18 protein-coding genes are annotated in these 21,151 nt (G+C 73.6%); 13 read left to right on the forward strand and 5 right to left on the reverse strand.

Annotated elements, in window-relative coordinates:
- Window positions 1-88: 88 nt before the first annotated feature.
- The 5 genes from ABT296_RS13305 to ABT296_RS13325 all read left to right on the forward strand — a co-directional run bounded on the left by ABT296_RS13305 (window position 89) and on the right by ABT296_RS13325 (window position 6,405).
- On the forward strand, window positions 89-835 hold the full coding sequence (locus ABT296_RS13305; RefSeq protein WP_351926463.1) for a (2Fe-2S)-binding protein: 747 nt from the start codon (window positions 89-91) through the stop codon (window positions 833-835).
- Window positions 836-868: 33 nt separating this feature from the next.
- Window positions 869-2,029 carry a glycogen synthase gene (gene glgA / locus ABT296_RS13310; RefSeq protein ID WP_351926465.1) on the forward strand — a complete coding sequence of 387 codons (1,161 nt, stop codon included), beginning with the start codon at window positions 869-871 and terminating at the stop codon, window positions 2,027-2,029.
- Window positions 2,030-2,081: 52 nt separating this feature from the next.
- Window positions 2,082-3,302 (forward strand): glucose-1-phosphate adenylyltransferase, encoded by a 1,221-nt coding sequence (gene glgC, locus ABT296_RS13315; RefSeq protein WP_351926467.1) that lies wholly within the window; start codon window positions 2,082-2,084, stop codon window positions 3,300-3,302.
- Window positions 3,303-3,469: 167 nt separating this feature from the next.
- Complete coding sequence (locus tag ABT296_RS13320) at window positions 3,470-4,807, forward strand: wax ester/triacylglycerol synthase family O-acyltransferase (protein ID WP_351926469.1); 1,338 nt, start codon at window positions 3,470-3,472, stop codon at window positions 4,805-4,807.
- 104 nt (window positions 4,808-4,911) lie between these two features.
- Window positions 4,912-6,405, forward strand: a complete 1,494-nt coding sequence (locus ABT296_RS13325) for an SDR family NAD(P)-dependent oxidoreductase (protein WP_351926471.1) — start codon at window positions 4,912-4,914, stop codon at window positions 6,403-6,405.
- Between the two features lie 31 nt (window positions 6,406-6,436).
- Here the strand turns inward: ABT296_RS13325 and ABT296_RS13330 are convergent, their stop codons facing one another.
- Window positions 6,437-6,868, reverse strand: a complete 432-nt coding sequence (locus tag ABT296_RS13330; protein WP_351926473.1) for a hypothetical protein — start codon at window positions 6,866-6,868, stop codon at window positions 6,437-6,439.
- A 392-nt stretch (window positions 6,869-7,260) separates the two neighbouring features.
- Between ABT296_RS13330 and ABT296_RS13335 the strand changes: the two genes are divergently transcribed.
- Entirely contained in the window at window positions 7,261-7,434 is a 174-nt protein-coding gene (locus tag ABT296_RS13335) for a hypothetical protein (RefSeq protein ID WP_351926475.1), read from the forward strand.
- A 53-nt stretch (window positions 7,435-7,487) separates the two neighbouring features.
- Entirely contained in the window at window positions 7,488-7,970 is a 483-nt protein-coding gene (locus tag ABT296_RS13340) for a GNAT family N-acetyltransferase (protein WP_351926477.1), read from the forward strand.
- Window positions 7,971-8,006: 36 nt separating this feature from the next.
- Here ABT296_RS13340 and ABT296_RS13345 read toward each other — a convergent pair whose 3' ends face one another.
- Entirely contained in the window at window positions 8,007-9,353 is a 1,347-nt protein-coding gene (locus ABT296_RS13345; RefSeq protein WP_351926479.1) for an amidase, read from the reverse strand.
- 74 nt (window positions 9,354-9,427) lie between these two features.
- Window positions 9,428-10,456, reverse strand: a complete 1,029-nt coding sequence (locus tag ABT296_RS13350; protein ID WP_351926481.1) for an alpha/beta hydrolase family protein — start codon at window positions 10,454-10,456, stop codon at window positions 9,428-9,430.
- Window positions 10,457-10,710: 254 nt separating this feature from the next.
- On the opposite strand from ABT296_RS13350, the gene ABT296_RS13355 reads away from it, so the two are divergent.
- Both ABT296_RS13355 and ABT296_RS13360 read left to right on the forward strand, forming a co-directional pair.
- Window positions 10,711-13,722 (forward strand): alpha-mannosidase, encoded by a 3,012-nt coding sequence (locus ABT296_RS13355; RefSeq protein ID WP_351926483.1) that lies wholly within the window; start codon window positions 10,711-10,713, stop codon window positions 13,720-13,722.
- A gap of 15 nt (window positions 13,723-13,737) precedes the next feature.
- Window positions 13,738-14,868 (forward strand): winged helix DNA-binding domain-containing protein, encoded by a 1,131-nt coding sequence (locus ABT296_RS13360; protein WP_351926485.1) that lies wholly within the window; start codon window positions 13,738-13,740, stop codon window positions 14,866-14,868.
- Between the two features lie 82 nt (window positions 14,869-14,950).
- On the opposite strand, the gene ABT296_RS13365 is transcribed toward ABT296_RS13360, so the two are convergent.
- Window positions 14,951-15,655, reverse strand: a complete 705-nt coding sequence (locus tag ABT296_RS13365) for a FadR/GntR family transcriptional regulator (RefSeq protein ID WP_351926487.1) — start codon at window positions 15,653-15,655, stop codon at window positions 14,951-14,953.
- Between the two features lie 209 nt (window positions 15,656-15,864).
- Between ABT296_RS13365 and ABT296_RS13370 the strand changes: the two genes are divergently transcribed.
- From ABT296_RS13370 to ABT296_RS13385, 4 genes are read left to right on the forward strand one after another with little or no spacing between them, the layout of a single operon-like run.
- Entirely contained in the window at window positions 15,865-17,205 is a 1,341-nt protein-coding gene (locus tag ABT296_RS13370) for an enolase C-terminal domain-like protein (protein WP_351926490.1), read from the forward strand.
- Complete coding sequence (locus ABT296_RS13375) at window positions 17,202-17,957, forward strand: SDR family NAD(P)-dependent oxidoreductase (protein WP_351926492.1); 756 nt, start codon at window positions 17,202-17,204, stop codon at window positions 17,955-17,957. Before ABT296_RS13370 ends, ABT296_RS13375 begins: the two co-directional genes overlap by 4 nt.
- On the forward strand, window positions 17,954-18,892 hold the full coding sequence (locus tag ABT296_RS13380) for an aldo/keto reductase (protein ID WP_351926493.1): 939 nt from the start codon (window positions 17,954-17,956) through the stop codon (window positions 18,890-18,892). Before ABT296_RS13375 ends, ABT296_RS13380 begins: the two co-directional genes overlap by 4 nt.
- The gene (locus tag ABT296_RS13385) at window positions 18,889-19,701 is read left to right on the forward strand and encodes an amidohydrolase family protein (RefSeq protein ID WP_351926495.1); all 813 of its coding nucleotides are present in this window, start codon (window positions 18,889-18,891) and stop codon (window positions 19,699-19,701) included. The genes ABT296_RS13380 and ABT296_RS13385 overlap by 4 nt, the downstream gene beginning before the upstream one ends.
- On the opposite strand, the gene ABT296_RS13390 is transcribed toward ABT296_RS13385, so the two are convergent.
- Window positions 19,689-21,110: a lipase maturation factor family protein gene (locus ABT296_RS13390; RefSeq protein WP_351926497.1), complete on the reverse strand. Its 1,422-nt coding sequence runs from the start codon at window positions 21,108-21,110 to the stop codon at window positions 19,689-19,691. The genes ABT296_RS13385 and ABT296_RS13390 overlap by 13 nt on opposite strands.
- Window positions 21,111-21,151: the final 41 nt, after the last annotated feature.

Here is a 21,151-nt window from a genome sequence, read left to right on the forward strand (position 1 = left end):
GGCATTGACTCCTACTACCGATGGAGTACGGAGCGTGACTCGTCCTCCCCAGGGTGGGTGACACCCCCTGAGGGTTCTACGGCCGGACTTGGTACTACTGCTCCTCGTGGACCTCGACCCCGGCCTCACCGCGCTCCGACCGCTCGGCGGCTTCTTCGTACTACGCACCTCCGACGCGCCCGCACGCCCCCTGCCGACGCTGGCGGAGACGTACGGCGGCGGAACATCGGATGTTTACGTCGATTCTATGACTTTCCGTGTCCGGAAGGTGGGGGCGGCCCTGCGCGCTCCCGAGACCCGCGTCGCGGCCTCCGTGGCCCAGCAGGGGCTCGCGGCCCGGCTCTGGTCGGTGGCGCTCGGCTGCGCGGTCCGCTACGGCACCCTCCCCGACCTCGACCCCGAGATCCTGCGCTGGGACCCTGACGCCGGCGCCCCCGACGACCTGTGGCTGACCGAGGTGCGCCCGGCACCCGGGGACCTCGCGGAGACCGTGCTGGAGGGCCACCTGCGACCACTGACCGACCTGGTGCGCACCCGCTACGGAATCGCCGAGGGCCTGCTGTGGGGCAACGTCGCCTCCGCCCTCGCCGGCTCCGCCCGCCTGCTGGAGCAGTGGGCGCGGACCCGGGGCCGCAGCGAGGAGGCCGAGCGCACCCGCGCCCTCACCGCCCGGCTCCTCGGCCACCCCCTCCTCGCCGGCACCGGCACCCTGACCGGGACCGCGTTCCGGCGGCGCAGCTGCTGCCTCTACTACCGGGTGCCCGGCGGGGGCGTCTGCGGCGACTGCTGCTTCGCACGGCCCCCGCGCTCTTCCCCGCGCGCCGCATCTGGGTGACCATGGAACCTCGGCCGAGACAGGGGGTTGCGGGTGCGCGTGGGACTGCTGACCCGGGAGTACCCGCCGGACGTGTACGGCGGCGCGGGCGTCCATGTGGAGTTCCTGGCAAGGGAGTTGCGCGGCCTCGTCGACCTCGACGTGCACTGCTGGGGAGAGGGCCGCGCCGAGGGCGTGCTGCGCCACCGCTCCTGGTCCGCGCTGGACACCGCCAACGACGCCCTGCGCACCTTCTCCGTCGACCTCGCGATGGCCGCCGCCCTCCAGGGCGCCGAACTCGTCCACTCCCACACCTGGTACGCCAACCTCGGCGGCCACCTCGCCAAGCTGCTGTACGGCGTCCCGCACGTCATGACCGCGCACTCCCTGGAGCCGCTGCGCCCCTGGAAGGCCGAGCAACTCGGCGGCGGGTACGCCCTGTCGAGCTGGGCGGAGCGCACCGCGGCCGAGAGCGCGGACGCGGTGGTCGCCGTGTCCGCCGCGATGCGCGAGGACATCCTCGCCTGCTACCCGGCGCTGGACCCGGCGCGCGTGCGCGTCGTCCACAACGGCATCGACACCGGCCTGTACCGCCCCGACCACGGCACCGACGTGCTCGACCGGGTCGGCCTGGACCGCACCCGCCCCTACGTCCTGTTCGTCGGCCGGATCACCCGCCAGAAGGGCGTGCCCCATCTGCTGCGCGCCGTACGGGACATCGACCCCGCCGCGCAGGTCGTGCTCTGCGCCGGCGCCCCCGACACCCCGGAGATCGACCGGGAGTTCCGCGAACTCTTCGAGGAGCTGAGCCACCACCGCGCGGGCGTGCACTGGATCCCGCAGATGCTGCCGCGCCCCGAGGTGATCCAACTCCTCACCCACGCCGCCGCGTTCGTCTGCCCCTCGGTGTACGAGCCGCTCGGCATCGTCAACCTGGAGGCGATGGCCTGCGGAACCCCCGTGGTGGCCTCCCGGGTCGGCGGCATCCCCGAGGTCGTCGAGGACGGCAAGACGGGGCTGCTGGTCGACGTGGACGAGGACCCCGAGGTCTTCGAGGGCGCGCTGGCCCGCGCCCTGGACTCCGTCCTCGGCGATCCGGAGGGCGCCCGCGCCATGGGCGAGGCCGGACGGCAGCGCGCGGTGGGGGAGTTCGGCTGGGACGCGGTCGCCCGGCGCACGGTCCGCCTCTACGAGGAGATCCTCGAACAGGCGTAGGGGGCCGCCCGCCGGGGCAGGGATGGATCAACCACGGTGAGGGGAGCGGGGCATGCGTCGTGGCGGACCTTCGGTGCTCGGGATCGTGCTGGCGGGCGGAGAAGGCAAGCGCCTGATGCCGCTGACCACGGACCGCGCCAAACCCGCGGTCACCTTCGGAGGCACCTACCGCCTCGTCGACTTCGTGCTGTCCAACCTCGTCAACGGCGACATCCTGCGCATCTGCGTGCTCACGCAGTACAAGTCGCACTCGCTGGACCGCCACATCACCACCACCTGGCGGATGTCCAGCCTGCTCGGCAACTACGTCACCCCGGTCCCGGCCCAGCAGCGCCTCGGCCCGCGCTGGTACCTCGGCAGCGCCGACGCCATCCTGCAGTCGCTCAACCTGGTCCACGACGAACGCCCCGAGTACGTCGCGGTGTTCGGCGCCGACCACGTGTACCGCATGGACCCGCGCCAGATGCTCGCCCAGCACATCGAGTCCGGCGCGGGGGTCACCGTGGCCGGGATCCGCGTCCCGCGCGCCGAGTCCTCGTCGTTCGGGGTGATCAGCCCCGGCTCCGACGGCCGTACGGTGGAGGGCTTCCTGGAGAAGCCCGCGGATCCGCCCGGACTGCCCGACGACCCCGAGAACGTCTTCGCGTCGATGGGCAACTACGTCTTCACCACCAAGACCCTGGTCGAGGCGCTCCACCGGGACGCCGAGGACGACTCCTCCGTGCACGACATGGGCGGCTCGATCCTGCCCCAGCTCACCGAGCGCGGCGAGGCGCAGCTGTACGACTTCGGCGAGAACCACGTCCCCGGCGAGACGGCCCGGGACCAGGGCTACTGGCGGGACGTCGGCACCCTGGACGCGTACTACGACGCCCATATGGACCTGATCGCCGAGCGCCCCGCCTTCAACCTGTACAACCGGCAGTGGCCGATCTACACGCACTCCGGCCAGCTCTCCCCGGCCCGGTTCAACGCGGGCGGCATCGCGGGGGAGTCGATCATCAGCGCCGGGTGCCTGATCCGCGGCCAGGTGACCCGGTCCGTGCTCTCGCCGGGCGTGGTCGTCGACCCGGGGGCGGTCGTGCAGGGCTCGATCCTCCACGACAACGTCCACATAGGCCGGGGCGCGGTGGTGCGCGGGGCGGTCCTCGACAAGAACGTCGAGGTCCCGCCGGGCGCGACGATCGGCGTCAACCCGGAGCGGGACGCGGAGCTGTACACGGTCTCCCCGGGCGGCGTCATCGCCCTCGGCAAGGGCCAGCGGGTGCCCTGAGCCGCCGCGCCGTGGCCCCCGGTACGGCTGCGGCCGGGGAGGCCGGTGATACGGCCAAGAGGTGGACTTAATCTGGTGTTAACTGTGCGTATCCTGATCGTACTTGACCGTAATCACGGCATGGCGGTTGACTGCTTGCCCACCCGTCGTCGACGTGAGGCAAGCCCTTGAACCCGGATCTGCTGGCCCCTCTCGACCTGGCGTTCTGGAACATCGAGTCCGAGCAGCACCCCATGCACCTCGGCGCCCTCGGTGTCTTCACCGCCCACTCGCCCACGGCCGGAGCCCACGCCGCCGACCTGCTCGCGGCCCGCGCCGCCGCGGTCCCCGGTCTGCGGATGCGGATCAGGGACGTCTGGCAGCCCCTCGGCCCGCGCCCGCTCGCCTTCGGCGGCGCCACCCGCGAGGCCGCCCCCCACTTCGACCCCCTCGACCACGTACGGCTGCACGCCCCGACCGACGACTTCCAGGCCGTCGCCGGACGGCTGATGGAACGCTCGCTGCAGCGCGGCCGGCCGCCGTGGGAGGCCCATGTGCTGCCCGGCGCGGACGGCGCCTCCTTCGCCGTACTGTTCAAGTTCCACCACGCCCTCGCCGACGGGCTGCGCGCGCTGACCCTCGCCGCGGCCGTGCTCGACCCGATGGACCTGCCCGCGCCCCGGCCCCGCCCGGCCGAGCCCGCCCGGGGTCTGCTGCCGGACGTGCGCAAGCTGCCCGGCCTGGTCCGCGGCGCCCTGTCCGACGTCGGCCGGGCCCTCGACATCGGCGCCTCCGTCGCCGTGTCCACCCTGGCCGCGCGCCCCGTCCCCGCGCTCACCGCCCCGGCCGTCGGCGGCACCCGGCGCACCGCCGGGGTGGTCATCGACCTCGACGACGTGCACCGGGTGCGCAAGACCGTCGGCGGCACCGTCAACGACGTACTGATCGCGGTCGTCGCCGGCGCCCTGCGCCGCTGGCTCGACGAACGCGGCGACGGCAGCGAGGGCGTCACACCCCGCGCCCTGATCCCCGTCTCCAGGCGCCGCCCGCGCACCGCGCAGCCCCAGGGCAACCGTCTCTCCGGCTACCTGATGCGGCTGCCGGTCGACGACCCCGACCCGCTGCGCCGCCTGGAGACCGTCCGCGCCGCCATGGACCGCAACAAGGACGCCGGCCCGAACCGCGGCGCGGGCGCCGTGGCCCTGCTCGCCGATCACGTCCCCGCGCTCGGGCACCGGCTCGGCGGCCCCCTCGTCGGCCAGGCCGCCCGGCTCTGGTTCGACATCCTCGTCACCAGCGTCCCGCTGCCGAGCCTCGGCCTGAAACTCGGCGGCAACCCGGTCACCGCCGTCTTCCCCTACGCGCCCCTGGCCCGCGGCCAGTCCCTGGCGGTGGCCGTCTCGACCTACCGCGGCCAGGTCCACTACGGCCTGGTCGCCGACGGCGAGGCGGTCCCCGACCTCGACCGGCTCGCCGCCGCCCTCACCGCGGAGGTGGAGACGCTCATCACCGCCTGCGACCCTTGACCGGACCGCATTTTGGCTCTCACGCCCGGCGCTCCGTAGAATTCCCCGTTCGAAAGCGGACGCGGTCGGAGCGCCGCACGGGTGAGCAGGGAACGGCAGCGGCGATGACGGTGACAGAGGAAGGCACGGCGACCCCGGAAGAGGTCGTGCACGGCCCCGGCATCGACCCCGAGCGGCTGGCCGTCTGCCTCGACGTGCTGGAGGAACTCGACCGGCTGGACGTCGACCACCCCGACGCCATCGCCGTCCGGCGGGCCACCGCGGGCGTCTACCGCACGGTCAAGCAGCGCCGCCGCCAGGAGCGCCGGGCCGCCAAGACCGCCCACGACAAGGCGGTCACCGAGGCCACCGCCACCGGCTCCGCCCAGCGCATCGACGACGAGACGGAGGGCATCCTGCCCTCCTCGGTCACCGAGGCCGGCCGGATCGCCGGGATACTCCAGCGCCCCCGCTCCTGCTACACCTGCAAGGCGCGCTACGTCGAGGTCGACTACTTCTACCACCAGCTCTGTCCGGACTGCGCGGCCGTCAACCGCGCCAAGCGCGACGTCCGCGCGGACCTGACAGGCAAGCGCGCCCTGCTCACCGGCGGCCGCGCCAAGATCGGCATGTACATCGCGCTGCGGCTGCTGCGCGACGGCGCCCACACCACGATCACCACGCGGTTCCCCAAGGACGCCATCCGCCGCTTCAAGGCGATGGACGACTCCGCGGACTGGATCCACCGCCTGGAGGTCGTCGGCATCGACCTGCGCGACCCGGCGCAGGCCGTCGCCCTGGCCGACCGGCTCACCGAGCAGGGCCCGCTGGACATCCTGATCAACAACGCCACCCAGACGGTACGGCGGCTGCCCGCGGCCTACGCCGCCCTCGTCGACGGCGAGTCGGCGCCGCTGCCCGCCGGTGAACTCCCCGCCCACCAGGTCATCGGCGCCTTCAACTCCGGTGCCGTGGACGGCCTGACCGCGCTCCCGCTCGGCGTCTCGGGGCTCGACGCCCAGCAGGTCGCCGACCTGGCCCTGGTCGCCGGGAACGCCAGCGTGGAGCGGCACCGCGACGGCACCGCCATCGACGCGGGCGGACTCGTCCCCGACGTCGTGGACACCAACACCTGGGTGCAGACCATCGAGCAGATCTCCCCGGTGGAGCTGCTGGAGACCCAGCTGTGCAACTACACGGCGCCGTTCATCCTGATCAGCAAGCTCCGCCCGGTGATGGCGGAAGCGGCGGCCAAGGCGGCCTCGGGCCGCGCCTACGTCGTCAACGTCTCCGCCATGGAGGGCGTGTTCGGCCGCGGCTACAAGGGCGCGGGGCACCCCAACACCAACGCGGCCAAGGCCGCGATGAACATGGTGACCCGGACCAGCGCCCAGGAGATGTTCCAGTCCGACGGCATCCTGATGACGTCGGTCGACACCGGCTGGATCACCGACGAGCGCCCGCACTACGACAAGCTCCGCCTCGCCGAGGAGGGCTTCCACGCCCCCCTCGACCTGGTCGACGGCGCGGCCCGCGTCTACGACCCGATCGTCCGCGGCGAGACGGGCGAGGACCTGTACGGCGTCTTCATGAAGGACTACGCGCCGGGCAAGTGGTAGACGGTCGACGTCCGGCCGGACCGGCCGGACGTCAGTCGACCGCCCCGAGGCGGGAGTTGCGGGCCGCCAGCAGCTCCAGCACGGTCCGCCAGTCCTCCAGCACCCCGGCGTCGAAGGCGGCGCAGTGGCTCTCCTCGCCCGCCTGCCGCAGCCGCAGCAGGTCGTCGTCGGCCGGTCCCGACTCCCGCGCCTGAGCGCGGACCAGCCGGGCCACCCGTTCGCCGAGCAGGTGGCGTACGGCGTCGGCCGCGCGGCCGGCCCGGTCGCCGGGGCCCAGCAGCGGGCCGATCGCCTGGACCAGCCCGGCCACCTGGAGCTCCTTGTCGGCGGGCCGGCGGCGCCGCAGCAACGCGGCGGTGCGCAGCGCGTGCTGGTACGGGTCGGGCCCGCGACCGGGGAGGGGCCCGGTGCCCCGGCAGGCGTACAGCAGATCCATCAGCTCTTCGACACTGCGCAGTTCCACGCGTCAGTCCTCCCCGCCGGACGTGCCGTTGCCGCCCCCGAGCAGACCATGGGCGCCTTGCGAACCGGCCAACGGCGACTGAACTCGGAAGAGTGAAGTAGCGTGGGGAGAAAACAGGACGTCTTCAGACAGTAACCCCGAGTTTTCAGCGCCATAGAGCGGGGGTCCGCTCATTTGGTTACTCTGTAGCCGGCGGACAGCACTACTGGGTCCCACCCACACCCACGGTCCGTCCCGGGACAGCCGGTTCACATCGGCCAGCTCCGCACGAGAAACCGGCGCCACCGCGTCCGAACTGCCTTTCGACTCATATCCGAGGGGGCCGCAGACGCGGGGCACAACGGCCCCGGCGCAGCCGTCCCGAGGGTGACCCGACACATAAGGAGTGCGCGGTGACACCAGAGAAGACCAAGCGCGAACCACGCCCCAAGGAGCGTACGGAGCGCGCGGGCCGTCGGCCCGGAGAGCTCGGCAGCCTGGACGTCTGGGCCAGGTCCGCCCCGATCCGCCTCGCGGGTTACGAGGACGACCTCGCCGAGCCCCACATCCTGCCCAGCGTGGACTGAGGCGGCCGACCTTCCTGCCTTGACGATCGCATGGGCGTGCGAGACTGGCGCCCATGCAGATCAGAGAAGCCGCGGCCGACGACTGGCCGCGGATCTGGCCCTTCTGGCACCGTGTCGTCTCTGCCGGGGAGACCTACACCTGGGCCCGGGACACCTCCGAGGAGGCGGCCCGAGCCCTGTGGACCAGCCCCCCGAAGCGCGTCTACGTCGTCGAGGACGAGACCGGCACCCTCGTCGCCTCGGCCTACCTCACCCCCAACTACGGCGGCCCCGCCGCACGGGTCGCCAACGCCGGCTTCATGGTCGACCCCGACCACGCGGGCCTGGGCTACGGCCGCGCGCTCGCCGAGCACGTCCTGACCGCCGCCAAGGCGCACGGCTTCGAAGCGATGGTCTTCAACTCCGTCGTCGAGACCAACCCCGCGGTCGGCTTGTGGAAGTCCCTGGGCTTCACCGTCCTCGGCACCGTTCCCGAGGCCTTCGACCACCCCCGCCACGGCCGGGTGGGACTGCACATCATGCACAAGACGCTCTGACCGCCGGGCCCTGCCGGGACGGTCGGACGTTCGTGCTCACTCCTCGTCGAGCGGCGCCGTCCGCCGCCAGGGACGCAGCCGCTCCAACTGGCCGGCCAACTCCAGCAGGACGGACTCGGACCCCGGTCGCCCCACCAGCTGCACGGCGCGGGGCGCCCCGGAGGGCAGGGTGCCCGCGGGAACGGCCATCGCGGGCCAGCCGGTGAGGTTCCAGGGCGGGGTGAACGGCGAGTACGAGGTGTTCGCCAGCAGATTGCGCAGCCACCCGCGCTCGTGCCAGGGCGCCGCCTCGGGAGACCGCCGGGCCAGCGCCGGGGTCACGAGCACGTCGTACTCCTCGAAGAACGGCCCCAGGCGGCGCCGCAGTTCTTCACGGGCCGCACCCCGCCCGGCCCGGCCCTCGGAGCGCCGGCCGATCGCGGCGTGCACCCGCGTCCGGCGGTGCAGCGACCGCCGGTCCAGGCCCCGCGCGTCGACCGCGGTGCCCGCCGTCCAGTGGACGAGCGAGGTCGGCCCCAGCGACAGCGGGTACGGCGGATCGGCGCGGCGCACCCGGTGGCCCGCCTTGATCAGCAGTCCCGCGGTCTCCCGCGCCGCCGCCCGGTACGGGCCGCTCACCGGGGTCCCCGCGATCGGACTGCGCAGCGACACCGCGACCCGCAGCCCTCCCGGCGGCGGTGCGGGCAGTTCCGTGTCCGCCAGCACCGACAGCATCAGCCGGGCGTCCTCGACCGTCGTGGCGAGGGGCCCGTTCTCCGACATGCCGAACCAGTCGCCCTCGCCGATGCCCGCCGGCACCACACCGTGCCCCGGCTTGAGGGTCACCAGGCCGCAGTTGGCCGCCGGTATGCGCAGGGAGCCCATGCCGTCGTTGCCGAGCGCGAGCGGCACCAGTCCCGCGGCGACCGCCGCCGCGCTGCCGCCCGACGAGCCGCCCGCCGACCGCGAGGTGTCCCACGGGTTGCGGGCGGTGCCGTGCACCCCGTCCGTGGTGCCGAACACGCACAGCTCCGGCACATTGGTCAGCCCCACCACCACCGCGCCCGCCGCGCGCAGCCGCGCCACCGTGACATGGTCGTCGGCGACCGGCGCGTCGGAGGTCGCCGCCGACCCCGCCCGCAGCGACTCTCCGGCCACCGCGAGATTGTCCTTGACCGCCACCGGCACCCCGGCGAGCGGCAGTTCGGCCAGATCGCCGCGGGCCCCGACCGCCTCCGCCTCCGCGAGCGCCGCCTCCCCGCGCACCGTGCGGAAGGCGCCGACCCGGCCGTCCAGACGCGCGATCCGGTCGAGGTGCGCGGCGACCACCTCCCGGGGCGTGGCCCGCTTCTCCCGTACGGCGGCGGCGATCTCGACGGCGGTCAGGCCGACCCAGCTGGTCACGGGGGCTCCTCATTACTCGCGCGTACGTCGAGGAGAACTCTGCCCGCCGCCGGGCCCCGCGTCGAGAGTGCGGATCAGCGCAGATGCCGTTCGAAGAACGCGATCGTCGCCTCCATCGAGTCCGGCCAGCGCGGTCCGAAGGTATGGCCCTCGCCCCGGTACAGGCGCAGTTCCACGTCCTTGCCGGCGCCCTCGAACGCGGCGACGGTCCGCCGGGTCCAGGCGAGGGGGCAGGTGTCGTCCGCGGTGCCGTGGTGGATCAGCAGCGGTTCGGTCACCCGGTCCACGAAGGTCAGCGGCGAGACGTTCCGCCAGAACTCCGGGTCCTCCTCGGGCGTCCCGTGCGCGGCGTCGATCTCGGCGGCGAGCGGGTCGCCCTCGCCGCGCTGGAACCGGTCGACGTTGTCCTGCGGGCGACCGCTGACCGGGGCGAAGACCACGGCCGCGTCGACCAGCCCCGGCGCCACCACCAGCGTGTTGTACACGACCCCGCCGCCCATCGAGCGGCCGAGCAGCCCGATCCGGTCGCCGTCGATCTCCGGCCGGCCGGAGTCGCGCAGCGCCAGCACCGCGCCGATCACGTCGGAGGTGTAGCCCAGGCGCAGGCCCACGTCGTTGTCGGGGTCGTCGTCGGAGCGGGCGTGGTTGCGGTAGTCGGTGTGCAGGACGGCGTAGCCCCGGCGGGCCAGCAGGTCCTGCTCCCGGGCCAGGCCGCGGCCGGTGGTGTACACGGCCGGGTCGATGTACCCGTGCGCGAGCACCAGCGCCGGGAACGGGCCCTTGCCCGCGGGGATGTTCATCAGCCCCGAGACGGTCAGCCCGTCGCTCTGGTACGTCACGGCGTACGAGGTGTAGGCGTCGGTGCGGGCCAGGACCGTGCCGAGACGCAGGCCCGAACCACGGTGCTCGCGCTCGATCAGGGCCTGGATCGACACCGGGTCCACGGGCTCGGCGGGGGTGGGCGTGGGGGAGGCGGCGGAGGTGCGGGGGCTCGGGGTCGCCGACGGGGTGCTCCGCGCGCTCTCGTCACCGCCGCCGGTGCAGCCCGCCCCCACCAGGAGCGTCAGTCCGGCGGCGGCCGAGGCCAGTGCGCGCAGCCGCATGAACCCATTCTCCCCCGCCGGACGTCACCCGCACCGCCCCGTGGGGTGTCACCCGTGCACGCCTCGCGGGGTGTCACCTGCGTCGAACCTCCGGTGTCACCCGCACCGCCCCGCCAAGCCCTCGCACACGCCCCGCCGGGCGGTTCGAAGCCGGTGCCGCAGGGGAGGTGTAGACCACACCAGTACACAGCTGTCACAGCGACCGTGCCCCTCCCGGTAACACCCGCACCCGGACGACCTACGGAGCGCCCCACATGCATGACGACCGCGACCTGGTCGAAGCCCGCCTCAAGCGTGTCCTCGACGAACGTATCCGCCCCGCCGTGTACCCCGAGTCGGTCCCCCTCGACGTGGCGGTGTGGCACGCGCCCGGGGAGCCCGTGCCGGTCGCCGAGGGACTGGCGGCCGAACCCCGGCCGATCGAGGTGGGCGCCCGCTGGGGCGCGCCCTGGGGAACGAGCTGGTTCCGGGTCACCGGCACCGTCCCCGAGGCGTGGGCGGGCCGGACCGTGGAGGCCGTCCTGGACCTCGGCTTCGACGAGGACATGCCCGGCTTCCAGTGCGAGGGCCTGGTGTACCGGCCCGACGGCACCCCGGTGAAGGGCCTCAACCCGCGCAACCAGTGGGTGCGGATCGGCGCGCCGGTCGCAGGCGAGGAGGAGGTGCGGCTGCACGTCGAGGCCGCGTCCAACCCGGTCATCCTCGACCACCACCCCTTCCTGCCCACACGGCTGGGCGACAGGGACACCGCGGGTGACGAGCCGCAGTACACCCTCACCCGAATGGACCTGGCCGTCCTCGACGAGACGGTGTGGGAACTGGTGATCGACCTGGAGGTGCTCGGCGAACTCATGGCCGAGCTGCCCGTGGACTCCACGCGCCGCTGGGAGATCCTCCGCTCGGTGGAGAGGGCCCTGGACGCCATCGACCTCCAGGACGTGAACGGCACCGCCGCCCAGGCGCGGGCCCGGCTGGAGACCGTGCTGTCCGAGCCCGCCGTGCCCTCCGCCCACCGCATCAGCGCCGTCGGCCACGCCCATATCGACTCGGCGTGGCTGTGGCCGCTGCGCGAGACCGTCCGCAAGGTCGCCCGCACCACCGCCAACATGACCGCCCTGCTCGACGACGAACCGGAGTTCGTCTTCGCCATGTCCCAGGCGCAGCAGTGGGCTTGGGTCAAGGAGCACCGGCCCGAGGTCTGGGCGCGGGTGAAGAAGGCGGTCGCCGACGGCAGGTTCGTGCCGACCGGCGGGATGTGGGTGGAGTCGGACACCAACATGCCCGGCTCGGAGGCGATGGCCCGGCAGTTCGTGCACGGCAAGCGCTTCTTCCTCGACGAGTTCGGCATCGAGAACGAGGAGGTGTGGCTGCCCGACACCTTCGGCTTCGCCGCCGGACTCCCGCAGATCATCAAGGCCGCCGGCGCCCGCTGGCTGCTCACCCAGAAGATCTCCTGGTCCCGGACGAACCGCTTCCCCCACCACACCTTCACCTGGGAGGGCATCGACGGCACCCGGATCTTCACCCACTTCCCGCCCGTCGACACCTACAACTGCGCGATGACGGGCCGCGAGATCGCCCACGCGGCCCGCAACTTCCGGGACAAGGGCGCCGCCCGGCACTCCCTGGCACCCACCGGCTGGGGCGACGGAGGCGGCGGCACCACCCGGGAGACGGTCGCCAGGGCGGCCCGGCTGCGCGACCTCGAAGGCTCGGCGACCGTGGTGTGGGAGACCCCGGCCGAGTTCTTCACCAAGGCCGAGGCCGAGTATCCGAACCCGCCGGTGTGGGTCGGCGAGCTCTACCTCGAACTGCACCGCGCCACCCTCACCAGCCAGGCCCGCACCAAACAGGGCAACCGGCGCAGCGAACACCTCCTGCGCGAGGCCGAACTGTGGGCCGCGACAGCCGCCGTACGCACCGGATTCCCCTACCCGTACGCCGAGTTGGACCGGATCTGGAAGACGGTGCTGCTGCACCAGTTCCACGACATCCTGCCCGGCTCGTCCATCGCCTGGGTGCACCGGGAGGCCCGCGCCACCTACGAGCGGCTGGCCGGCGAACTGGAGGCGATCGTCGACGCGGCGCAGCACGCCCTGGCCGGCGACGGCTCCGTCCCGCTGGCGTTCAACCCGGCCCCGCACACCCGCGACGGCGTCCCCGCGGGCGGCGCCCGCACCCCGGTCACCGAAGGCCGAACCACCGTCACCGCGCGCCGCGGCGGAGGACACGTCCTCGACAACGGGCTGCTCCGGGTCGAGATCGACGGCCGGGGCCTGGTCGTCTCCGCCCTCGACCTCGCCGCCGACCGCGAGACGATCGCCCCCGGCCGCGCCGGGAACCTGCTCCAACTGCACCCCGACTTCCCCAACATGTGGGACGCCTGGGACGTCGACGCGTTCTACCGCAACACCGTCACCGACCTGACCGACGCCGACGAGATCGCCCCCGACGGCGACGGCGTGCGGGTCACGCGGTCCTTCGGGGCGTCCCGGGTCGTCCAGGTGCTCTCCCTCGCGCCGGGGGAGCGGCGGCTGGTGGTGGAGACGGAGGTGGACTGGCACGAGACGGAGAAGTTCCTCAAGCTCGCCTTCCCGCTCGACGTGCACGCCGAACGGTACGCGTCCGAGACCCAGTTCGGGCACTTCCACCGGCCCACCCACACCAACACCTCATGGGAGACGGCCAAGTTCGAGGCGTGCAACCACCGGTTCGTGCACCTGGAGGAGCCGGGCTGGGGCGTGGCGGTCGTCAACGACTCCACCTACGGCCACGACATCACCCGCACCGTCCGCACCGACGGCGACCACGGCACCACCACCACGGTCCGGGTCTCCCTGCTGCGCGCCCCGCGCTTCCCCGACCCGGAGACCGACCAGGGCGTCCACCGCTTCCGGCACGCCCTGGTGCCGGGCGCCGACATCGGCGACGCGGTCCGCGAGGGCTGGCGGATCAACCTCCCCGTGCGGTCCCGCACCGGGGCGGCGGAGGTCGCCCCGCTGGTCGGCGTCGACCGGGACGCGGTCGTCGTCACCGCCGTCAAGCTCGCCGACGACGGCAGCGGCGACGTCGTCGTCCGCCTCCACGAGGCGCACGGCGGCCGCTGCCGCGCGACCCTCACCGCCGGGTTCGAGGTGGCGGACGCCACCGCCACCGACCTGCTGGAACGGCCCCTGCCGGACGGTGCCACGGCCTGCGAGGGCAACAGGATCGCCGTACGGCTGCGGCCCTTCGAGCTGAGGACGCTGCGGCTGAGGAGGTCCTGACGGCACAATCCCCGCATGAAGATCAGCGCGCGGGAACTGAACCGGGCCACCCTCGGCCGCCAACTGCTGCTGAACCGGGAGCCGCTGACGGCCGCCGAGGCGGTACGGCGGCTGACGGCGCTCCAGGCACAGCAGCCGGCGTCGCCGTACCTCGCCCTGTGGAACCGGATCTCCGGCTTCGCGCCCGCCGATCTGGACGCCGCCTTCGCCGACGGCACCCTGCTGAAGGCGACGCTGCTGCGGATCACCCTGCACGCCGTGCACCGGGACGACTATCCGACGCTCCGGGAGGCGATGCGGCCCACGCTGCACGCCTCCCGGCTCGGGTCCCGGTTCGCCGCCGCCGGTCTCACCCCCGTCGACGCCGCCGAACTGGAGCCTGGGCTGCTGGAGTTCGCGGATCGGCCGCGGTCGAACGGCGAGCTGACGGCGTGGCTCGGCGCGCGGGTCGGCGCGGAGCGGCAGGACGGCGCCTGGTGGGGGATGCGGTCCTACGCCCCGCTGGTGCACGCGGTGACCGGTCCGCCGTGGTCGTTCGGCACGTCCCCGGCGTACCTCGCCGGACCCGGGGACCGCTGCCCCGGCGGGCCCGAGGAGGCCCTGCGGGCGCTGGTCCCGCGGTACCTGGCGGCGTACGGGCCCGCCTCGGTGGCCGACATCGCCCAGTTCGCCACCGTGCGGCGGGGCCGGGTCCGCACCGCGGTAGGCGCGCTCGCGGACTCCCTCCAGGAGCTGACCGGCCCCGACGGGACGGTCCTGTACGACCTGCCGGGCGCCCCGCGTCCGGGCGAGGACACCCCGGCCCCGCCCCGGCTGATGGCGATGTGGGACAGCGTGCTGCTGGCCCACGCCGACCGCAGCCGGGTGATCCCGCCGGAGTACCGCTCGCTGGTGATCCGGGTCAACGGGGACGTCCTGCCGACGCTGCTGGTGGACGGGCGGGTGGCCGGGGTGTGGCGCCCGGCCGGGGGCGGCATCGAGGCGACCGCCTTCCATGCACTCCCCGCCGACGCCTGGGAGGGGCTCGCCCGGGAGGCGGAGTCCCTGACGGCGCTGCTGGCGGACCGCGAACCGGGCGTCTACGGGCGGTACGGGCACTGGTGGAAGAAGATCGACGGCGCGGAGGTACGCGTCCTGCCGGGCTGAGGTGGCGTCGGGGTGCCGGTGCGAACCGCCGTGGAGACGCGGGGCGTGCCTCGGCCGAACGGCGCACACCCTCACCCCTTCCTCAGTCCTCGGGCCGCTCCCTCAACCAGCGCTCCACCTCGCCCACATGGGCGGCCGCCGCGGCCCGGGCCGCCTCCGGGTCGCGGGCCACCAGCGCCCGGTGGATGGCGGCGTGTTCGCGGCGGGTCCGGGCGAACGCGTCCTCCTCCTGGTAGCCGCGCCACACCCGCGCCCGGAAGGTGCGCGAGGACAGGCCCTCCAGGATCGCGGCCATCGTCGCGTTGCCGGCCGCCTCCGCGACCGCCCGGTGGAAGGCGAGGTCGTGGGCGAGGATCTCGTCCGGGTCGTCGGTGGCGCCCATCGCCTTCAAATGCCGCTCCACCTCCGCCAGTTGACCGGGTGTGATCCGGGCGGCGGCCAGCGCGGCCGCCGTCGACTCCAGTGAGCGGCGCACCTCCAGCAACTCCACCAGCCGCTCCCCGCGGGCGAGTTCGGCGACCACCCCGAAGCCCTCCAGGAGGTCGCCCGCCTCCAGTCGGGTGACGTAGATGCCCGAGCCGTGCCGGGCCTCCAGCACCCCCAGCACCGTCAGCGCCCGGATCGCCTCGCGCATCGAACTGCGGGAGATCCCGAGCCGCGCCGCGAGATCCCGCTCGGTCGGCAGCCGCTCGCCCGGCTCCAGCCGCCCCCCGGCGATCAGCGCCTTGATCTCCTCGACGGCGCGCTGCGTCACGGTGCCCCGCTGCGGGGCCGGCCCCTGGTCCACGCACTTCCTCCCGTCACCGAGTCAGCCGCAGTGTAACCACCGGAACGGACCGGGCATCACGGCAGTGGTCCGACCACTTGGAGTGTCAACCCCGCCGATGTGGCGCACAAGGGTGTTCTGTCGGCCGAGTGGTCTGATAAGTATGCGACATCGTGCCGCTGCCGGGCCGCGCCCCGGACCGGCCCCGCGACCGAGCGAGAGGCACCGACGTGTCCCCGACCACCGCCCGCGTCACCGCCGTCGACACCTACGACATCCGCTTCCCCACCTCGCGCGAGCTGGACGGTTCCGACGCGATGAACCCGGACCCCGACTACTCGGCGGCCTACGTCGTCCTGCGCACGGACGCCGCCGACGGGCACGAGGGGCACGGCTTCACCTTCACCATCGGGCGGGGCAACGACGTCCAGGTCGCCGCGATCCGGGCGCTGCGCGACCAGGTGTGGGGCCGCCCGCTCGACGAACTGTGCGCCGATCCGGGCACGTTGTACCGCGACCTCACCGGCGACAGCCAACTGCGCTGGCTGGGACCGGAGAAGGGCGTGATGCACATGGCGATCGGCGCCGTCGTCAACGCCGTATGGGACCTGGCCGCCAAACGCGCCGGAAAGCCCCTGTGGCGGTTCCTCGCCGACGCCGAACCCGCCTGGCTGGTCTCCCAGATCGACTTCCGCCACCTCACCGACGCGCTCACCCCCGCCGAGGCCCTGGACCTCCTCGAACGCGGCCGCGCGGGCGCGGGGGAGCGGCGCGCCCTGCTGGAACGGCACGGCTACCCCGCCTACACCACCTCCCCGGGCTGGCTCGGCTACGACGACGCCAAGCTCACCCGGCTCGCCCGCGAGGCCGTCGCCGACGGGTTCCGCCAGATCAAACTGAAGGTCGGCGCCGACCTCGACGACGACATCCGGCGCTGCCGCGCCGCCCGCGCGGCCGTCGGCCCCGACATCCGCATCGCCGTCGACGCCAACCAGCGCTGGGACGTCCCCGACGCGATCCGCTGGACGGGAGCACTCGCCGAGTTCGACCCGTACTGGATCGAGGAACCCACCAGCCCCGACGACGTCCTGGGCCACGCGGCGATCCGCGCCGCCGTCGCCCCGGTCAAGGTCGCCACCGGCGAACACGCCCACAACCGGGTGGTGTTCAAGCAGCTCCTCCAGGCCGGCGCCGTCGACGTCGTGCAGCTCGACGCCGCCCGCGTCGGCGGCGTCAACGAGAACCTCGCCGTCCTGCTCCTCGCGGCCAGGTTCGGCGTCCCGGTCTGCCCGCACGCGGGCGGGGTCGGACTGTGCGAACTCGTCCAGCACCTGGCGATGTTCGACTACGTGGCCGTCTCCGGAACCACCGAAAACCGGGTCATCGAGTACGTCGACCATCTGCACGACCACTTCCTCGACCCCGTGGTGATCCGCGACGGTCACTACACGGCACCCACCGCGCCGGGCTTCTCCGCGGCCATGCGGCCCGAGTCGATCGCGCGCCACACCTACCCGGACGGCGCCTTCTGGGCCGCCGACCTCGACGACCGGAAGGGGCACACGACATGAGCGACTTCGAGGGACTCTCCGCGCTGGTGACGGGGGGCGCCTCCGGCATCGGCCTGGCCACCGCCGAACTCCTCGCCGAGCGCGGCGCCCGGGTCGCCGTCCTCGACCTCGACCCCTCCCCGGCGCCCCCGACCCTGCTCGCACTGCGCGCCGACGTCACCGACGACACCGCGGTGCGCGCGGCCGTCACCGCCGCCGCCGACGGGCTCGGCGGACTCGACGTACTGATCAACAACGCCGGCGTCGGCGCCCAGGGCACCGTCGAGGACAACGACGACACCGAATGGCACCGCGTCCTCGACGTCAACGTCGTCGGCATGGTCCGCGCGGCCCGCGCCGCCCTCCCGCACCTGCGCCGCTCGCGGCACGCGGCGATCGTCAACACCTGCTCGATCGCCGCCACCGCCGGACTGCCCGAACGCGCCCTGTACAGCGCGACCAAGGGCGCCGTGCACGCCCTCACCCTCGCCATGGCCGCCGACCACATCCGCGAGGGCGTCCGCGTCAACTGCGTCAACCCCGGTACGGCGGACACCCCGTGGATCGGACGACTGCTCTCCCGGGCCGCCGACCCGGCCGCCGAACGCGCCGCACTGGAGGCCCGCCAGCCCTCCGGACGGCTGGTGTCGGCCGCCGAAGTCGCGGGCGCCATCGCCTACTTGGCGAGCCCGCTCTCCGGCGCCACCACCGGCACCGCCCTCGCCGTCGACGGCGGTATGCAGGGTCTGCGCCCGAGGCCGGTGGCGCGGTGACCCGGCTCGGCCTCGGCACCGCCGCACTCGGCAACCTCTACACCGAGGTCACCGACGAACAGGCCCGGGCGACGGTCGACGCCGCCTGGGAACGCGGCATCCGCCGCTTCGACACCGCACCCCACTACGGGCTCGGACTCTCCGAGCGCCGCCTGGGCGCGGCCCTGCGCGAACGCCCGCGCGAGGCGTACCGGATCTCCACCAAGGTCGGCCGCCGCCTGGAGCCGTCCCACGCGGGCGGCGACGACCTGGCCAACGGCTTCGCCGTCCCCGCGACCCACCGCAGGGTGTGGGACTTCACCGCCGACGGCATCCGGCGCACCCTGGAGGACAGCCTGCTCAGGCTCGGCCTGGACCGGGTCGACCTCGTCTACCTCCACGACCCCGACGACCACGCCGAACAGGCCTTCCGGGAGGGCTATCCGGCGCTGGAGCGGCTGCGCGCGGAAGGCGTGGTCGACGCGATCGGCGCCGGCATGAACCAGGCGGAGATGCTGACCCGCTTCGTCCGGGACACCGACGTCGACGTGGTGCTCTGCGCCGGCCGCCACACCCTGCTCGACCAGAGCGCCCGCACCCGTCTCCTGCCCGCGGCCCTGGAGCGCGGCACCCGGGTGGTGCTCGGCGGGCCCTTCAACTCCGGCCTGCTCGCCGACCCCGGACCGCGGGCGACGTACGACTACACCCGGGCGCCCGCCGAACTCGTCGACCGGGCACTGCTGTTGAAGGAGGCCGCCGAGCGCCACGGCACCACGCTGCGGGCCGCAGCCCTCGCCTTCTGCGCCGCCCATCCGGCGGTCACGACCGTACTGGTCGGGGCGCGCGGCCCGGCCGAAGTCCACGACTGCGCCCAGCAGTTCGCCACCCCCGTGCCGGACGCCTTCTGGCGGGAACTGCGGGACCGCGGCCTGCTGCCCGAGGGGGACCTGCCATGACGATCGACACCCATGTGCACGTCTGGGACCTGTCCGTGCGGGACCAGGACTGGATCGCCCCGGACAGCCCCGTCCGGCGCGACTTCTCCCTCGCCGACCTCGCCCCCGAGGCGCGAGCGGCCGGAGTCGAGGGCGTGATCCTCGTCCAGACCGTCACCGTGCCCGAGGAGACCCCCGAGCTGCTCGCCCTCGCGGACGCCCACGACCTCGTCGCCGGCGTGGTCGGCTGGACCGACCTGACCGCCGCCGGCATCGGCGAGGAACTCGCCCGGCTGCGCCGACTCCCCGGCGGACGGCACCTGAAGGGCGTCCGCCACCAGGTCCAGGGCGAGCCGGACCCCCGGTGGCTGCTCCGCCCGGAGGTGCTCCGGGGACTGTCGGCGGTCGCCGACGCCGGGCTCGCGTACGACCTGGTGGTCCTGCCGCATCAGCTCCCCGCCTGCGTCGAGGCCGCCGCCCGGCTGCCCGGACTCACCTTCGTCCTGGACCACTTGGGCAAACCCCCGGTCGCCTCGGCCACCCTGCACCCCTGGGCGGCCGACCTGCGCGCCCTGGCCGAACTCCCCAACACCGTCTGCAAACTCTCCGGCCTGCTCACCGAGGCCGCCCCCGACCGGACCGTCACCGACCTGCGCCCCTACGCCGACACCGCCCTGGACGCCTTCGGCCCCGACCGCATCATGTTCGGCTCGGACTGGCCGGTCTCCACCCAGGCCGCACCGTACGGCGAAGTCCTGGACCTGACCCGGGAACTGGCCGCCACCGAGCAGATCCTGCACGCCACCGCCGTACGCGTCTACGGTCTGTGAACCTCCTCCGCCAGCCGGGTCGGCGGCAGGTACTCCCGCACCGGGGTCCGCACCCAGCAGGCCCCCGTCGCCCGCAACTCCCGCCAGGTCGTGTACCGGTAGCGGAACAGGCGGGCGCGGACGAACCGGGGCGGCGCGTCGGGCGGGAACGGGGAGCGGCGCAACAGCTTCAGGGTTTCCCGGTCGTTCTCCAGCAGCCGCTCCACCAGGGTCCCGAACCAGGGCGCGGCGTAGGCCGGTGACAGCGCGGCGAACCACATCAGCCAGTCCAGCCGCAGATGGTACGGCGCGAACTGCCGGGGCCAGCGGCGGGGATCACCCGGCTTGCCCCTGAACTCGTACTCCCGCCAGTCGGAGTCGGCGCGCGGCACCTCGTCGGCGGTGCCCTCGATCACCACCTCGTGGCGGACCCGGCTGACGCTGCCGAACGCGCCGTAGGTGTTGACCAGGTGGAGCGGGTCGAAGGAGCGGTTCATCACCTGCCGCCGGGAGACCATGTTGCGGACCGGACGGTGCCCGAGGAAGAGCAGCAGCCCGCCCACGGCGAGGACCACGGCCACGTACCACGCGGGCGCCTCCGGCACCCGGGGCGCGGTGTCCGGGAGCCGGAGCGCGGAGACCGCCAGCACGATGGTGATCCAGTTCAGCCAGGAGAAGTTGCCCGACAGCACCAGCCACAGCTGGGTCGCGATCATCAGCGCCGCGGCCGCCGTGGCCACCGGCTGCGGGGTGAACAGCAGGAACGGCACGACGAGCTGGGTGAAGTGGTTGGCGGCCGCCTCCGCCCGGTGCAGCGGGCGCGGCAGCCGGTGGAAGAACCAGCTCAGCGGACCGGGCATGGGCTGGGTCTCGTGGTGGTGGTAGAGGCAGGTGAGGTTCCGCCAGCAGGCGTCGCCCCGCATCTTGATCAGGCCCGCGCCGAACTCGACCCGGAACAGCACCCAGCGCAGCAGGAACAGCACCACCACGGGCGGCGCCACCTCGTCGTTGCCGAGCAGCACCGCGAGGAACCCCACCTCCAGCAGCAGGGACTCCCAGCCGAACGAGTACCACGTCCGGCCGACGTTCACGATCGACAGGTACAGCGCCCAGGGCACCAGCCACAGCAGCATCGCCGCCCACAGCGGCAGCAGGCCGTCCGCCCCCGCGAGCAGGGCGGCGGACACCGCGCAGCCGGACCAGGCGCACACCGCGAAGAACCGGTCCGAGTAGTGGAGGTGGAACAGGCTCGGCGCCACCCTGAACGGCACCCGCTCCAGCAGCCGCGGCACCGGCAGCAGACCCCGCTCGCCGATCAGCGCCCGGAACTGCAGGGCCGCCGTCAGGAACGCGACGAGGTACACCGCGGCCAGCGCCCGCTGGAAGACCAGCCGGCTCAGCCAGTACTCGGGTGCGGTGAACCACTCCACGCTCTGCGCTCCTCGCTCCCATTGTCCCGCCGGGGGCCCCG

This window comes from Streptomyces sp. NPDC000983 (genome assembly GCF_040299205.1).
Classification (GTDB): Bacteria; Actinomycetota; Actinomycetes; order Streptomycetales; family Streptomycetaceae; genus Streptomyces.